This is a genomic window from Actinomadura sp. 3N407 (genome assembly GCF_052245875.1).
Classification (GTDB): Bacteria; Actinomycetota; Actinomycetes; order Streptosporangiales; family Streptosporangiaceae; genus Spirillospora.
Window position 1 is genome coordinate 283,044 of the sequence record NZ_JBQQBP010000007.1, and the last position, 14,416, is coordinate 297,459.

The 14,416-nt window shown below is 75.8% G+C and carries 14 protein-coding genes; 4 read left to right on the forward strand and 10 right to left on the reverse strand.

Going from position 1 to position 14,416, the window contains the following annotated elements:
* Positions 1–290: 290 nt before the first annotated feature.
* The 3 genes from ACTWPP_RS20070 to ACTWPP_RS20080 are packed head-to-tail and all read left to right on the forward strand — an operon-like array spanning position 291 to position 2,223.
* On the forward strand, positions 291–845 hold the full coding sequence (locus ACTWPP_RS20070; protein ID WP_443105821.1) for a DUF4142 domain-containing protein: 555 nt from the start codon (positions 291–293) through the stop codon (positions 843–845).
* A gap of 3 nt (positions 846–848) precedes the next feature.
* Positions 849–1,766, forward strand: coding sequence for a polysaccharide pyruvyl transferase family protein (locus ACTWPP_RS20075; RefSeq protein WP_443105822.1), 918 nt, complete (start codon positions 849–851; stop codon positions 1,764–1,766).
* Positions 1,767–1,821: 55 nt separating this feature from the next.
* The gene (locus tag ACTWPP_RS20080; RefSeq protein WP_443105823.1) at positions 1,822–2,223 is read left to right on the forward strand and encodes a DUF2267 domain-containing protein; all 402 of its coding nucleotides are present in this window, start codon (positions 1,822–1,824) and stop codon (positions 2,221–2,223) included.
* Between the two features lie 110 nt (positions 2,224–2,333).
* Here ACTWPP_RS20080 and ACTWPP_RS20085 read toward each other — a convergent pair whose 3' ends face one another.
* Genes ACTWPP_RS20085 through ACTWPP_RS20130 form a run of 10 tightly spaced genes read right to left on the reverse strand, consistent with a single transcriptional unit; the run spans position 2,334 to position 13,295 of the window.
* Positions 2,334–3,290, reverse strand: coding sequence for an NAD-dependent epimerase/dehydratase family protein (locus ACTWPP_RS20085; protein WP_443105984.1), 957 nt, complete (start codon positions 3,288–3,290; stop codon positions 2,334–2,336).
* An 11-nt stretch (positions 3,291–3,301) separates the two neighbouring features.
* Positions 3,302–4,252, reverse strand: coding sequence for a glycosyltransferase family 9 protein (locus tag ACTWPP_RS20090; RefSeq protein ID WP_443105824.1), 951 nt, complete (start codon positions 4,250–4,252; stop codon positions 3,302–3,304).
* Positions 4,243–4,920 carry an SDR family oxidoreductase gene (locus ACTWPP_RS20095; RefSeq protein ID WP_443105825.1) on the reverse strand — a complete coding sequence of 226 codons (678 nt, stop codon included), beginning with the start codon at positions 4,918–4,920 and terminating at the stop codon, positions 4,243–4,245. The genes ACTWPP_RS20090 and ACTWPP_RS20095 overlap by 10 nt, the downstream gene beginning before the upstream one ends.
* Entirely contained in the window at positions 4,917–6,314 is a 1,398-nt protein-coding gene (locus tag ACTWPP_RS20100) for a PfkB family carbohydrate kinase (protein ID WP_443105826.1), read from the reverse strand. Before ACTWPP_RS20100 ends, ACTWPP_RS20095 begins: the two co-directional genes overlap by 4 nt.
* Positions 6,311–6,913, reverse strand: a complete 603-nt coding sequence (locus ACTWPP_RS20105; RefSeq protein ID WP_443105827.1) for a D-sedoheptulose-7-phosphate isomerase — start codon at positions 6,911–6,913, stop codon at positions 6,311–6,313. The genes ACTWPP_RS20100 and ACTWPP_RS20105 overlap by 4 nt, the downstream gene beginning before the upstream one ends.
* Positions 6,910–8,136, reverse strand: a complete 1,227-nt coding sequence (locus tag ACTWPP_RS20110) for a glycosyltransferase (protein ID WP_443105828.1) — start codon at positions 8,134–8,136, stop codon at positions 6,910–6,912. The genes ACTWPP_RS20105 and ACTWPP_RS20110 overlap by 4 nt, the downstream gene beginning before the upstream one ends.
* The gene (locus tag ACTWPP_RS20115) at positions 8,133–9,128 is read right to left on the reverse strand and encodes a glycosyltransferase family 4 protein (protein WP_443105829.1); all 996 of its coding nucleotides are present in this window, start codon (positions 9,126–9,128) and stop codon (positions 8,133–8,135) included. Before ACTWPP_RS20115 ends, ACTWPP_RS20110 begins: the two co-directional genes overlap by 4 nt.
* Positions 9,125–10,135 (reverse strand): glycosyltransferase family 9 protein, encoded by a 1,011-nt coding sequence (locus ACTWPP_RS20120; protein WP_443105830.1) that lies wholly within the window; start codon positions 10,133–10,135, stop codon positions 9,125–9,127. Before ACTWPP_RS20120 ends, ACTWPP_RS20115 begins: the two co-directional genes overlap by 4 nt.
* A complete protein-coding gene (locus ACTWPP_RS20125) occupies positions 10,132–11,658 on the reverse strand; it encodes an HAD-IIIA family hydrolase (RefSeq protein ID WP_443105831.1) in 1,527 nt (508 codons plus the stop codon). The genes ACTWPP_RS20120 and ACTWPP_RS20125 overlap by 4 nt, the downstream gene beginning before the upstream one ends.
* Complete coding sequence (locus tag ACTWPP_RS20130; protein ID WP_443105832.1) at positions 11,655–13,295, reverse strand: carbamoyltransferase family protein; 1,641 nt, start codon at positions 13,293–13,295, stop codon at positions 11,655–11,657. Before ACTWPP_RS20130 ends, ACTWPP_RS20125 begins: the two co-directional genes overlap by 4 nt.
* Before the next feature lie 224 nt (positions 13,296–13,519).
* On the opposite strand from ACTWPP_RS20130, the gene ACTWPP_RS20135 reads away from it, so the two are divergent.
* The gene (locus ACTWPP_RS20135; protein WP_443105833.1) at positions 13,520–14,407 is read left to right on the forward strand and encodes a glycosyltransferase family 2 protein; all 888 of its coding nucleotides are present in this window, start codon (positions 13,520–13,522) and stop codon (positions 14,405–14,407) included.
* The last annotated feature ends 9 nt before the right edge of the window (positions 14,408–14,416 follow it).

The following is a 14,416-nucleotide window of genomic DNA, read 5'->3' on the forward strand; positions in this document are numbered from 1 at the left end:
CCGGGGCGTCGGGGGGTAGAGGCCGCGTGAACGCTGGTGCGGCCCAGGCTCGCAGATCCGAGCACCTGGCTCTGATCTCGCGAGTGGGCCGCGACGTGACTTTGCCCATCCGGTCGTTTCGGTAAACCGGTAGGTGTCTCAACTGTTACGGCACGGGCAGTACCACCTTCTGCCCGGGGTACCCTCCCGCCGGCCGGGACGGGCGGGCGGACCCGCCGGCCCCGGCGGACATGGGACCGACGGTCACGGGTAGCAGGCACGCAGGACGCCGCCTCGCCGGAGAGATCACCATGATGCGCAGTCGCCTGCTCGCCGTCTCGCTCGCCGCCGTGGCGGCCGCCGCGCCCGCGGCGTGCGGCACCAAGACGGTGGACCTCACGCCCGCCCGGGCGCCCAGGTCCGCGCCTCCGAGCCCGCCGTCCGAGCAGGACAAGACGTGGATGCGCACGGCCCACCGGGGGAACCTGGCGGAGATCGACGCCGGCCGGATCGCTCAGCGGAGGGGCACCACACCGGAGGTCAGGTCGATCGGAGCGATGCTGGTCCGGGACCACCGCGACCTCGACGCGAAGCTGACGGCGGTCGCGAACCGCCTCGGGGTGGAACTGCCCCGCGCGCCGTCCGCCAGGCAGCGGGTCAAGGCCGACGAGCTGAAGAGCGCGTCGGGACGGCTGTTCGACATCCATTGGCTCACCGCCATGTCCGCGGCGCATGAGAGGGCCATCTCCGCCGCCCGGACGGAGGTCTCCAAGGGGCGGACGCCGGCGGTCAGGAACCTCGCGGAGAACGCCCTCCCCGTCCTGGAGAGGCATCTGACGAGGATCGAGGTCGCGGAAGGCGGCTAGCGGATGCGTGTCCTGGTGACCGGATGGCCGAGCTTCCTGCACGGTGAGGCCACGGCGGGCGACGTGCTGGCGATGGAGGCGGTGCGGGGGGCGCTGGCCGGCAACGGGGTCCGGTGCGACGTCGCGTGGAGCCCGGTCTTCCGGCCGGGCGGGCTGGACCTCGGCCGGGCCGACCCCGCCCGCTACACCCATCTCGTGTTCGCCTGCGGGCCGCTGCACGGCCGGCAGATCGAGGAACTGCACCGCCGGTACGCGGGATGCGCCCGCGTCGCCGTCGGGGTCTCGGTCATCGATCCGGACGACCCTGCGGTCACCGGGTTCGACGCCGTCCTCGCGCGCGACACGCCCGCGGCGGCGCCGCGGCACGACCTGGCGGCGCTTCCGCCGACTCCGTCGGTGCCCGTCGCCGGGGTCGTGCTGGCGCCGGGGCAGGCCGAGTACGGGACGCGGCGGCGGCACGACCGGATCGAGCGGGAGCTGACGGAGTGGCTCGGCGCCCGCGAGTGCGCCCGGCTGCCCCTCGACACGCGGCTCGATCCGCGCGACTGGCGCCTCTTCACGACGGCGGCGGAGCTGGAGTCGGCACTGCGCAGGCTCGACGTGGTCGTCACGACGCGGCTGCACGGCCTCGTCCTGGCGCTGAAGAACGGGGTTCCCGCGCTGGCCGTGGACCCGGTGGGCGGCGGCGCGAAGGTGACCGCGCAGGCACGGGCGTGGTCGTGGCCGGCCGTCGTCACCGTCCCGGAGCGCGGAGGGCCGGAGCGGGGGGAGACGGAGCGGGAGGGGCCGCTGCTGGACCCGCGGGAACTGGACCGGTGGTGGGAGTGGTGCCTGTCGCCCGAGGGGGCCGGGCGCGCCCCCGCCCTGCCGCCCGACGGATCCATGATCGGTGAGCTGATGGACGTGCTCGGCGCACGTTAAGGACCGTCCATAACGGGCAGTTTCTGCATTTCAGACATAGGAAGGAGCGTCCGTCATGCGGCACGAGGAATTCATCGGACAGGTCCAGGCCCGTGCACGGCTCTCCGGCCACGGTGAGGCGGAGCGGGCGACCCGCGCCGTCCTGGAGACGCTCGGCGAACGGATCCCGGAGGGGCTCGCCGACAACCTCGCGGCGCAGCTGCCGCACGAGATCGGCGAGCATCTGCGCCGGACGGAGGTCTACGGCGGCGCGGGCACCGGCGAGCGGTTCGACAGGCACGACTTCATCGAGCGGGTCGCCGCCAGATCCGGCGCCGACGAGCCCCGGTCCGCGTACCTGGCGCGGGTCGTGCTGGAGGTGACCGACGAGGCCACCCAGGGCGCGATCGCGCAGAAGGTGCGCCACAGCCTCCCCGCCGACCTCAGGGACCTGGTGGCGGCCGGCCACAACGACTGAACGGCGCCCGTCCCCGGGCGTGCGGGCAGGGCCCTGGGACGGGAACGACCGCGATGAGGCGGCCTCATCGCGGCCGTCCGGCTGCGGGCGTCCGCCCAGGCCGGGCCCGGTCAGGCGGGGCGGGCGACCAGGAGTTCCCGGGCGAACCACTCGATCGTGCTGCGCAGGCCGTCCTCGACGGAGACCCGGGGACGCCAGCCGAGCACCTCCTCGGCCAGCGCGGTGTCGGGCCGCCGGACGTGCGGGTCGTCCACCGGGCGGTCGACGAAGCGGACCCGGGACGGGGAGCCGGTCAGGCCGATGATCAGTTCCGCGAGCTCGGCCATGGAGACCTCGTACGGGCTGCCGATGTTGACCGGGCCCGGATGGTCGGACAGGGCGAGGGCGATGACGCCCCGGACGGTGTCGTCCACGTGGCAGATCGAGCGGGTCTGGGTGCCGTCCCCGGTCACCGTGAGGTCCTCGCCGGTCAGCGCCTGCCGCAGGAACGTCGGGATGGCCCGGCCGTCGTCGGGGCGCATCCGCGGCCCGTAGGTGTTGAAGATCCGCACGATCGCGGTGCCGAGGCCGCGGGAGTGCCGGAACGCCGACGTCAGCGCCTCGCCGAACCGCTTGGCCTCGTCGTAGACGCTGCGCGGCCCGACCGGGTTCACGTTGCCCCAGTACGACTCGGGCTGCGGATGCACCAGCGGGTCCCCGTACACCTCGGACGTGGAGGCGAGCACGAAGCGGGCGTCCTTGGCCTCGGCGAGTTCGAGGGCGTTGCGGGTGCCCTGGCTGCCGACCTCCAGGGTCTGGATCGGCAGCCGCAGGTAGTCGGCCGGGGACGCCGCCGAGGCCAGGTGGAAGACGTAGCCGACCTCGCCGGGGACGCTGACCGGCTCGGTGAGGTCGCGTCTCAGGAACCGGAAGTCGCGCCGTCCGGTCAGGTGCGCGATGTTGCGGGACGTGCCGGTCAGCAGGTTGTCCAGGCACACCACCGAGATCCCCTGGGCCAGCAGCGCCTCGCACAGGTGCGAGCCGAGGAATCCGGATCCTCCGGTGACGACGGCGCGTGGATGTCTCATCATGTCCCCCTTCAGCGGTTGCGGGTGAGCGCCCGGCCGGCGGCTTCGACCGCCTGGCCGGCGGAGATCTCGAGCAGGCCCGGATGCGGCTCGCGGCCGTGCGGGTCGCCCCGCCGTCCGGCCCACAGGACCAGGTGCTCGGCGCGGTCGGGCGGCCCCCACCGGTCGGGCGGCGTCGGGCCGAACAGCAGCACCGACGGGGTCCGGAACGCGGTCGCGAGGTGCGCGACGCCGGTGTCGCCGCACACCACCAGCCGGGCGCCCGCGATGAGCGCGGCCAGTTCCGGGAGGCGGGTGCGGCCCGACAGGTCGGCCCGCCCGTCCAGCCCGGCGAGTTCCACCACGCGGCGCGCGATCGCCGTCTCCGCGGGGCCGCCGGTGACGACGACGCGTTCGCCGCCGTCCCGCAGCGCCGCCGCGACGGCCGCGAACCGGTCGGCGGGCCAGCGGCGCGCCGGGAACGCCGCGCCCGGATGGACGACGACGGCGCCCGGCGCGGGCGACGGGAGCGCGGGCGCGGGCAGGTCCAGGTCGGCGGGGTCGGCGTCGAACCCGTACGCCGACACGAGCCGGCACCAGCGCGCCACCTCGTGCTCGCCCGGATCCCAGCCGGGCCCGCCGGCGTGGCCCGCTCCGGCGCAGGCGAACGCCAGCAGCCGGCCGGGCCGCAGCGCCGTGAGGAGCCGGTGGCTCCGCGGGCCGCGGCCGTGCAGGTTGACGGCCACGTCCACCGGACCGGCGGCCGGCAGCGGCTCCAGGCCCTCCGCGGGAAGGACGTCGTCGACCGCGCCGGTGGCGCGGGCGAGGAAGCCGAGCCCCGCCGGGACGGCGAGCGTGATCCGGGCGCCGGGCATCCCGCGCCGCACCGCCCGCAGCGCCGGGACGCCGGTCAGCAGGTCCCCGAGGCCGAGGGCGCGCAGCACCAGGACCCGGCCGTCCGCCGCCGGCGCGGTCACGGCCACGACGGTTCCCGCGAGGGGCAGACGACCAGTTCCCGCACCTCGCACCCGGCGGGCTGGGACAGCGCGAACGCGACGGCCGCCGCCACGTTCTCGGGCCGGTTCAGCTTGGCGTCCGGGCCCGGCCTGTACCGCTCGGCGCGGTCGTCGAAGAACGCGGTGTCCATGCCGCCGGGCACGACCATGGTGACGCCGACCCGCCCGGCCATCTCGGCGGCGAGGGCCCGGGTGAACCCGACGACGCCGAACTTGGACGCGCAGTACGCGGTGGCGTCGCTCATGGCCCGGAACCCCAGCGTGGACGCGACGGTCACGATGCGTCCGGCCGGCTCGTTCTCCAGGTAGGGGAGCGCGGCGCGGACGACGGCGGCGGTGCCCAGCAGGTTCACCTGGACGACCCGCTCCCAGTCCTCGGCGGGCACGTCGCACAGCGTCCCGCAGGCGTCGATGCCGGCGGCGGTGACGACGGCGTTCAGGCCCCCGGCGGCGCGGGCCAGGCCGTGCACGGCGCGTTCGGCGCACCTGCGGTCGGCCAGGTCGGCCTGCATGTGCTCGAAGTCGTCCTTCGGCGGATGCCGGTCGAGGACGAGGGGGCGCCCCCCGTCGTCGGCGACCTTCCGCGCGACGGCCGCGCCGAGTCCCGAGGCGCCGCCGGTGATGAGGACGTTCATGACGCGGTTCCCTTCGTGGTCGACAGCAGGCGCGTGGTCGAGCGCCCCTCCAGCAGGGGCAGCAGGACCACCTCGCCGTTGTGGGCCCGGACCGTCTCGGCCTCGGGCAGCGTGGTCCCGGCGTAGTCGGCGCCCTTCACCCAGACGTCCGGGCGGAGCCGTTCCAGCAGCGGGGCCGGGGTGTCGTCGTCGAACACCACCGCGGCGTCGACGTCGCTGAGCGCCTCCAGCACCCGGACGCGGTCGGCGGCGGGCGTGACGGGGCGCGTCGGCCCCTTGCGGCGCCGCACGGAGGCGTCGGAGTTGACGCAGACGATCAGGCAGTCGCCGAGCCGCCGCGCCTGCTGGAGCATGCTGACGTGGCCCGCGTGGAGCAGGTCGAAGCAGCCGCCGGTCGCCACGACCGTCCCGCCCGCCCGCCGCGTCCGCTCGACGACGTCCCAGGCGTCCTCGCCGCGCTCGGGGACGAGCCGTGCCGTGCCGGTCTCGGCGAGCTGCGCCGCGAGGGCCGCGGCGGCGCCGGCGCGGACGAACTCCGACGCGTGGTGGACGCCCTCGGTGACGGCGTCGGTGAGCGTCCCGCCGTCGGCGAGCACGCCCGCGGCGCCGGCGGCGAAGCTGTCGCCCGCGCCGCACGAGTCGCCCCGGGCGGGCCGCGCGGGCGCCAGGAACGGCGCCTCCGACCCGTCGCAGAGCAGCGCCCCCTCCGCGCCGAGGGTGACCGCGACGCCCTCGATGCCCCAGGCGCGGCCGAGGTGCCGGCCGCACCGTCCGGCGGCCGACAGCCCGGACCCGCTGATGTCGGCGCCGTCGGCGGCGGCGAGCCGGGCGGCCTCCCGCGCGTTCGGGGTGAGGAGCCGGACGCCGGGGACGGGCGGCTCGCCGCGCGGATGCGGGTCCCACACGACGGGGACGCTCGCGGGCAGTTCGCCGAGCAGGGACCGGACGGCGCGGTGCCGGGTGACGCCGCGGCCGTAGTCGGCGACCAGCACGGTGCCCGCCCCGGAGATCGCGTCGGCGACGCGCGGGCCGACGGGCCCGTCGAGGGCCTGCCCCTCCCCGGCGTCGAGCCGCGCCACCGACTGTCCCCCGGACCGGATGCGCAGCTTGCACGGGGTGCCGCCGTGCAGGTGGAACGCGGCGACCTCCACGTGCTTCTCCAGCATCGCGCGCAGCCGCCGGCCGGGTTCGTCGTCGGCGAGCGCGGTGACCAGCACCGCCTCGCGCCCGGCGGCGGCCGCCAGCAGCGCCGCCAGGCCCGCACCGCCGGGCCGGGGCCGCTCCTCGGCCTGCTCGACGACGGGCACGGGCGCGTCCGGGCAGAGCCGGCTGCTGGTGCCGACGATGTCGATGTCGAGCAGGACGTCGCCGACGACCACGAGCGGGGCGGTCATGGTCTCACCCCCAGAACATCATCGATCACCCCGCACAGCAGGTGGATCGCGGCGAGGTGGATCTCCTGGACGGTCGAGGTGGCGGCGGCCTCGACGGTGATCGCGTCGTCGCACGCCTCGGCGAGGTCGTTCGGACCCGGCCCGGTGATCGCCCACGCGGTGATGCCGAGATGCCGGGCCCGGTGCGCCGCCGCGACCACGTTGGGGCTGCGGCCGCTGGTCGACAGGCACACCAGCACGTCGCCGGGCCGGCCGTGCGCCTGCACCTGCCGCGCGAACATGTTGACCGGCCCGTAGTCGTTGCCGATCGCGGTCACCGACGAGGTGTCGGCGTGCAGCGGGATCGCCGACAGCGGCCGGCGCTCGTCCTCGAACCGGCCGACGAGCTCGGCGGTCAGGTGCTGCGCCTCGGCGGCGCTGCCCCCGTTGCCGCACGCCAGCAGCCGCCCGCCGCCGCGGAGCACGCCGGCCAGGCGGTGGCCCCACGCCCCGATCGTGGGGACGTGCTCGCGGAACCGCAGCGCGGCCTGGGCGAGCGCCTCCAGCCGCCGGTCCTGTGCCGTCGCGGTCCTGGTCTGGGAGGGGGTGCCGGTCGTCATGCCGCCACCCCGCTCAGGGCGGCCGCGTGCTGGTAGACGCCGGCGGTGTCGGCGGCGACGCGGGCCCACGAGTAGCGCTCGCGCGCCCGGTCGCTCGCCGCGAACCCCATCGCGGCCCGCTTCGCCGGATCGTCCAGCAGCGCACGGACCGCCGCGGCGGCGGCGTCCGGGTCGCGCGGCCGGACGAGCGTTCCGGTGACGCCGTCCACGACCGTGTCGAGGTGCCCGCCGACGGCGCTCGCCACCACGGGCACGCCGCACGCCATCGCCTCGAGCGGCACCATGCCGAACGGCTCGTACCAGGGCAGGGTGAGCACGAGGCTCGCCGAACGCAGCAGCGGCGGCACCTCGTCGCGGCCGAGCCGGCCGAGGAACTCGACGCGGCCGGCGACGCCCGCGTCCCGCGCCGCCCTCCGCAGCCTGCGCACCTCGGCGTCGCCGTCGAGGTCGCCGCGCGGCGGCCCGCCGGCGATGGCCAGTTCGGCGCCGGGCAGGCGCGCGAGCGCCCTGATGGCGGTGTCGACGCCCTTGCGTTCGACGAGCCGCGACAGGACCACGAGCCGGTGCCGCCCGGCGGCCGGGTCGCCGCCGGGGGCGAACAGGCGCAGGTCGACCCCGCACGGCACGACCCGGACGCGGTCGCGCGGGACGCCCATCGCGGTCAGCTCCGCGGTCTCGTCGGAACAGGTGGCGATCACGGTGTCGGCGGCGCGCCCGATCGCGCGTTCCAGCCGCACCCGGGAGGCCGGGCTGGTGTCCTTGTCGCCCTGGTGGCGGCGCTTGACGGTGCCGAGCGCGTGGTAGGTCTGCACGACGGGCACGTGCCGCGCCCCGGGCGGCTGCGCGGCCTGGATCGCCGCGAGGCCGCTCATCCAGAAGTGGGCGTGCGCGACGTCGGGCGGATCGGCGGCCCAGCGTTGTTCGAGGTAGCGCCCGAAGTCGTGCATCCAGGGCAGGAGGTCGTCCTTGGCGATCCGCTCGGGCGGGCCCGCCGGGACGTGCTCGACGGCCACGCCGGGCGCCAACCGCACCCGGCCCGGCAGGGCTGGCGCGTCGCGCCGCGTGTAGACGGTGACGTAGTGCCCCTGCCTGCCGAGTTCGGCGGCCAGTTCCGCGACGAACACGTTCTGCCCGCCGCCGTCCGCCCCGCCCAGCCCCTTCTCCGCGGGGCCGCACCTGGCGGCCAGGGGGCTGGCGTGCTCGGAGATCATGGCTATCTTCATCGCGTTACCTCCTGGAGAGTTCGCCGCCAGTCGCGCAGGAACCGCGGCAGGCCGTAGCGTTCGACGGCGTAGGCCCGCGCCTCCTTGCCCATCTGGCGGGCACGCGGCGGGTCCGCGGCCAGGGTCCGCGCGGCGCCGGCCAGCGTGGCCACGCGCGTGGACAGCACCCCGGCCTCCGGCGGCACCGCCTCGACCGCCTCGGTGGTGGCGAGCGCCACCACCGGCAGGCCGAGCATCATGGCCTCGATCAGCGCGAGGCCCAGCGAGGTCCACCGGTAGGGGTGGACGTAGACGCGTCGGCGGGCGAGTTCCCCGTGCATCCTCGCCTGCGGCAGGTCCTCGAAGGTCCAGAGGGATTCGGGGGCGATGCCGAGCCGGCCGGGGACGCCGGTGACGTTCATGCCGAACAGGTCGAGGGGGACGGCCGCCGCCAGTTCGGGGAGCAGGTCGGTGCCGGCGACGCGCCCGCGGCGCAGCGGGTCGTTGATGACCACGCCGGCGCGCGGCATGTCGGCGGCGTAGCGGTAGCCGGGGTCGACGACGCCGTGCTCGATGACCGTGGCGGGGGCGCGGCCGCAGTTCCAGAACAGCCGGTTGAAGTGGGTGACGTGCACGACCGGGATGTCGGAGCGGTCGTGCAGGAAGTGGCGGCTGTCGGGGACGACCTCCTCGGGGAGGCCGATGTCGGACGGTGTCCGGCGGGGCGTGTCGTGCTCGACGTAGACGGCGGGGACGTCGCGTCCGGGGCGGCGCCCGAGCCATTCCTCGGCCAGCCGCAGCTCGTGGGGGCGCTGCAGGACGACGACGTCCACGTCCTCGTGGCGCAGCCGCTCCGGCGGGACCTCGATCGCGCGGCCGGGCCAGTGGAACGTGTCGGGCCGTCCCTTCCCGTCCGGTCCCCGGTCAGGGGTGACCGGAACGAGCGTGGTCTGCGGCCCGTGGACGAACGACGTCGCCCACGATCCGTGCACGTGCCACATCAGGACTCTCACCGGGCGGGCACCTCCTCCTCCGACCTGACGATCTCCACGGCCGCGGCGACCTCGTCGGCGCTGACGGACGACAGGCAGGGGTGCCCGTCGACCGGGCATTCGCGGGCGCGGGTGTCCTTGCACGGCGCCCGCTGGTCGCCCAGCAGCGCCATCGGGACGCCGAACGGCGCCCACCGTGCCGCCGGCACGGTGGGTGCGAACAGCGACACGACCGGTGTGCCGACGGCCGCCGCCAGGTGCGCGGGGCCCGTGTTGCCGGCGACGACGGCGCATGCCCCTTCCAGCACGGACGCCAGTTCCGGCAGCGTCGTCCGGCCGCCGAGGTCGAGGCCGTCCTCCCCGGCGACGGACGCGGTGAGCTCCTTCTCGTCCCCGTGCCCGGTGACGACGACGCGGTGGCCCGCGGCGTCCAGCAGCCGGACGGCCTCGGCGCAGCGCTCCGGCGGCCAGGCGCGCGCCGGCACGGACGTCCCGGGATGCACCACGACGTATCCGGGGCCGCCGGTGAGGTGGTCGGTGGCGGGGAGCGGCCCGCGGACCCGCAGCCGGGTGTCGGCCGGGGACGGGAATCCCGCGTCCTCCGCGAGCGCGAGCATCCGCAGCGGCTCGGGCACGTCCTCGCCGGGCCGGTGCCGCAGGTCGAGCAGCGAACCGGGGTAGTCCTCGCTGATGCCGCCGATCCAGGGCGTCCCGGCGAGGCGCAGCAGCAGCGCGAGCGGCAGCGGCGACTGGTGGAACGACGTGAGGATCAGGGCCCGGTCGAACCCCCGGAGCCCGCGTGTGAGCGCGTCGATCTCGGACGGCTCGACGGGCACGTGGTCCGGGTCGATCCAGGGGGCGCGCCATTCGATGACGCGGTCGACGCCGGGCAGCAGGTCGGCGGCGGCGCGCCCGCGCGGGCCGCACAGCAGCACGACCTCGTCGGCGTGCTCGGCGACGGCCCGCACGGCGGGCCCGGCGAGCAGCACGTCGCCGATGTTGTCCTGGCGGGAGACGAGGACCCTCATCGGCGCCGCCTTCCGCCGAGGACCAGATCGACGGCCGCCCGCAGCGTGGGCGCGGTCTCCGCGGCCCGCGTGATCTCGGCCGCCCGGGTGCGCCCGGTCGGGACGAGGATGCCGCGCGCGCCGGCCGCCGCGGCGGCCTCGACGTCGCCGCCGACGTCGCCGATGACGGCGCAGTCGGACGGCAGCGCCCCGAGCCGCCGCGCGGCGCGCTCGATCATTCCGGGACGCGGTTTGCGGCACTCGCAGCCGTCGCCGCCGTCGTGCGGGCAGAACTCCCACACGTCGACGCGCCCGAGGAGCTCCTCGACGCGCGCGTTGACGCGCCGCACGTCGCCGGCGGTGATGTGACCCTTCGCCACGCCCGACTGGTTGGACACGACCCCGATCCGGACGCCGTGCCGCCGCAGCCGGTCCAGGGCGCGCCGCGCCCCCGGCATCGGCCGCACCCGCGCCGGGTTCCCGTTGTAGGGGACGTCGCGGATGAGGGTGTCGTCGCGGTCGAAAAGCACGACCCAGGGGCCGCCCCACGGCCGCGCGCCCCGGTGGGCGGCCAGTCCCCGCAGCCGGTGCCATACCGCCGCGGGCGGGATGACGGCGCTGGTGACCACCATCTTCGTGACCTCGCCCGGCGCCGGTGGCCCCGGACGGATCCGCTCGTAGGCGAACCGGGCGGTCAGCGCGCCCCACACGCCTCCGGCGACCAGGGCGGTGGCCGCGCAACGCCGGCCGTGGAGCGCCGCGGGCAGGACCGCCGCCAGAAGGCCGGCCGCGGTGGTGAGCACATGGCGGCGGAGGAGGCCGCGGGCCTCGCCGGCACGGGTCCGCCACGAGCCGCCGTGCACCCGCCACATGAGGACGTCGTCGGCGTTGCCCGCCTGCGCCCGCACCGAAGCCCAGAAGCCGGCCGGGCGGACGGGGTGCGTCAGCCGCCGCTCGCCGAGGACCAGGCCGTGCCCGGCGTCCATGGCGCGCAGCGCCAGGTCGGCGTCCTCCCGGTAGGCGCGGCGGAACCGTTCGTCGAAGCCGCCGAGCTCGGCGAGGACGCCGCGGCGGTAGGCCATGTCGGCGGTGATCCAGTCGGCGTCGGCGAGCGCCGCCGTGTTGCGCTCCCAGTCCGTCGGGCGCCGGTCGCCCGGCAGCGGGACCGTGACCCGGCCCTGGGAGCCGCCGACCTCGGGCGGCAGCTCCGCGAGGTCGGCGGCCAGCCCGGCGGCCCATCCGTGCCCGGGCACGACGTCGTCGTCCAGGAAGGCGACCCATTCGGTCGTGGCGGCGCGCCAGCCCGCGTTCCGGGCGGCGGCGGGGCCGCGGCCCCCGGAGCGGATCACCCTGATCTCCGGTCCGGGGGACTGCGGCGCGCCCGACGGCAGGGGGAGCGGCGCGCCCGGCGCGGGACGGTCGTCCACGACGATGATCTCGTGCGGTGCGCGTCCGTTCCCGCCGCCCAGGCCCGCGAGCAGCGCGTCCAGGGTGACGCGCAGGCTCTCCCGGCCGATCGTCGGGATGACGACGGTGTGGCTCATCGGGCGTGCACCTCCCGGCGGCGGACCACGTACGGGCCGATGGCCAGCAGGTCCACCGGGGCGGACCCGAAGCACTCCAGCGCGTCGCGCGGGTCGTCGACCATGGGACGGCCGGCGGTGTTCAGGCTGGTGTTGATCACGACGGGCAGGCCGGTCCGGCGGCGGAACTCCTCCAGGAGGCGGGCCACGAGCGGCTCGTCCCCGGCGGCGACCGTCTGGATCCGGGCGGTGCCGTCCACGTGGACGACCGCGGGGATCCGCTCCCGCCAGCCGGGGCGCACCCGGTGGACGAACAGCATGTACGGGCTCGGCAGCGGCCCGTCGAAGATCTCCGGCGCGTGGTCGAGCGCGACCATCGGCGCGATCGGGCGGAACTGCTCGCGGCCCTTGACGTCGTTGAGCCGCTCCACATTGCCCTCATGACCCGGATGGGCGAGCAGGGAGCGGTGCCCGAGCGCGCGCGGGCCGAACTCGGAGCGGCCCTGGAACCACGCCACGATCTCGTTGCGGGCGAGGGCGTCGGCCACCGTGGCGGCCAGGTCGTCCGGCCGCTCGTACGGGATCTTGGCGACGTCGAGACGTTCGGCGATCTCCCGGTCGTCCCACCGCCTGCCGAGGTCCGCGCCCGGCATGGCCGTCAGCGGCTCGCCGCCGGCCTGCGCCAGGTGCAGCGCGGCGCCGAGCGCCGTCCCGGCGTCGCCCGCGGCGGGCTGGACCCAGATGTCGCCGTACGGCCCGGCCTCGGCGAGCCGGGAGTTCGCGACGCAGTTGAGGGCGACGCCGCCGGCGAGCATCAAACGCCGGGAGCCGGTGCGGCCGTGCAGCCAGGCCGCCAGATCCAGCAGCACCTCCTCAAGCCGGGCCTGGACGCTCGCGGCGAGGTCGGCGTGGTCGCGTGTCCACTCGCCGCCGGGCTTGCGGGCCTTGGCCAGCGCACCCCAGTCGACGCCCGCGACGGCGAAGCCGCCGTCCCCGGTGGCGTGGACGTGCTCGCGCAGTTCGTCCAGGAAGCGCGGCTCGCCGTAGGACGCCAGCGCCATGACCTTGTACTCGTCGCTGGAGCGCAGGAAGCCGAGGTGCTCGGTGAGGTCCTCGTACATGAGCCCGAGCGAGTGCGGGAGGCGCTGGGCGTGCAGCGGGGTCAGGACGCCGCCCTCGTACGTCCCGGCCAGGTGCGAGTGCGACTCGCCGCGGCCGTCCAGGACCAGGACGTCGCCGTCGCCGGGTCCGGGCGCGGCGAGCGCGGCGGACGCGGCGTGCGCCACATGGTGCGGGACGTACCGGACGATCCCGGGATCGAGGCCCGGGAGCGCGGTCGACAGGAAGTTCGGGGCGCGCCGCGCGTACAGCGTGCGCAGCCGCTCCCACTGGGCGTCGTGCCCGTCGAGGCCCGGCTCGACGAGGCCGGGATCGTAGGAGTAGGCGACGGCGTCGAGGTCGCCGGGTTCGAGCCCGGCCTCCTCAAGGCACCACCGGGCCGCCTTCTCGGGCATTTCCCAGCCGGAGAAGGGCACCGGCCGCTTGCCGTGCTTGCGGCGGCTGAAGCGTTCCTCTTCCGCCGCGGCGACGATGGTGCCGTCCGACACCAGCGCGGCGGCCGGGTCATGAAAGATCGCATTGATTCCGAGCACGCGCATGTAAAAGCCCCGTTTCGGCGCAGCGTTCGGTGGTGTGCCGATGACGTCGTCGTAGCCATCGGCGCTTGGCGTTCTCGCCGGGAGCAAATCCCCTATAGGTGATTCGACATTGCCGATAACAGTGGCTCTAAACGCCGAAGTCGGAAAAGTCGCTGGTCGTCGAAGTGCCAGATAGATCACATGGCGTGCACATAGAGGCGAAGACTGTGGGTACTGGCGGTTTCATGCGCTACACCGTTGTCGTCATCACCAAAGACCGGCGGCACTCGCTGCTCGCGACACTCGCGCGCCTGCGTGATATCACCGATCGGCCCCCGGTCATCGTGGTGGACAACGCCTCACGTGACGGCACCGCCGACGCCGTCGCGGGACAATTCCCGGAATTCGAGCTGATCCGTTCCCCGCGCAACCTCGGCGCCGTGGCCCGCAACGTCGCGGCCGACCACGTCCGCACCCCGTACATCGCGTTCTGCGACGACGACACCTGGTGGGAACCGGACGCGCCGTCCCGCGCCGCCGGCCTGCTCGACGCCCACCCGCGGCTCGCGGTCGTCACCGGGCGGATCCTGGTGGAGCCCGGCGGCCGGGAGGACCCGATCGTGCCCGAGCTGCGGCATTCACCCGTGCCCGGTCCGCCGTGGCTGCCGGGCCCCGCGCTCGGATCGTTCCTGGCCGGGGCGTCCATGGTCAGGACGGACGCGTTCCGCGAGGCCGGCGGGTTCTCCCCGCGGCTGTGGCTGGGCGGCGAGGAGGAACTGCTCGGCGCCGACCTGATGGCGCTCGGCTGGCAGCTGTGCTTCGCCGACGACGTCGTCGTGCACCACGAACCGTCCCGGCTGCGCGAGCCGCACCTGCGGCGCCGCCACGGCATCCGCAACACGCTGTGGTTCACCTGGCTGCGCCGCCCGCTGCCCGCCGCCGTGCGGCGCACGGCCGGGCTGCTGCGCACGCTGCCGCGCGACCGCGTCACGGCGGGCGCGCTCGCCGAGGCCGCCGCCGGGCTGGCCTGGGTGGCCCGCGAACGCCGGACGCTGCCACCGGACGTCGAGGAGCGGCTCCGGCGCCTGGAGACGTCCCAGCGGGAGTCCACCGCCCGCCGATACGTGAGCTAGGGAGAGCGG

Excerpts from the sequence above, each read along its gene's own strand:
- ACTWPP_RS20105 (WP_443105827.1), bottom strand. The coding sequence starts at position 6,913 with ATGACGACCGGCACCCCCTCCCAGACCAGGACCGCGACGGCACAGGAC.
- ACTWPP_RS20110 (WP_443105828.1), bottom strand. The coding sequence starts at position 8,136 with ATGAAGATAGCCATGATCTCCGAGCACGCCAGCCCCCTGGCCGCCAGG.
- ACTWPP_RS20095 (WP_443105825.1), bottom strand. The coding sequence starts at position 4,920 with ATGAACGTCCTCATCACCGGCGGCGCCTCGGGACTCGGCGCGGCCGTC.
- ACTWPP_RS20080 (WP_443105823.1), top strand. The coding sequence starts at position 1,822 with ATGCGGCACGAGGAATTCATCGGACAGGTCCAGGCCCGTGCACGGCTC.
- ACTWPP_RS20075 (WP_443105822.1), top strand. The coding sequence starts at position 849 with ATGCGTGTCCTGGTGACCGGATGGCCGAGCTTCCTGCACGGTGAGGCC.
- ACTWPP_RS20125 (WP_443105831.1), bottom strand. The coding sequence starts at position 11,658 with ATGAGCCACACCGTCGTCATCCCGACGATCGGCCGGGAGAGCCTGCGC.
- ACTWPP_RS20130 (WP_443105832.1), bottom strand. The coding sequence starts at position 13,295 with ATGCGCGTGCTCGGAATCAATGCGATCTTTCATGACCCGGCCGCCGCG.
- ACTWPP_RS20120 (WP_443105830.1), bottom strand. The coding sequence starts at position 10,135 with ATGAGGGTCCTCGTCTCCCGCCAGGACAACATCGGCGACGTGCTGCTC.
- ACTWPP_RS20135 (WP_443105833.1), top strand. The coding sequence starts at position 13,520 with ATGCGCTACACCGTTGTCGTCATCACCAAAGACCGGCGGCACTCGCTG.
- ACTWPP_RS20070 (WP_443105821.1), top strand. The coding sequence starts at position 291 with ATGATGCGCAGTCGCCTGCTCGCCGTCTCGCTCGCCGCCGTGGCGGCC.
- ACTWPP_RS20085 (WP_443105984.1), bottom strand. The coding sequence starts at position 3,290 with ATGAGACATCCACGCGCCGTCGTCACCGGAGGATCCGGATTCCTCGGC.
- ACTWPP_RS20100 (WP_443105826.1), bottom strand. The coding sequence starts at position 6,314 with ATGACCGCCCCGCTCGTGGTCGTCGGCGACGTCCTGCTCGACATCGAC.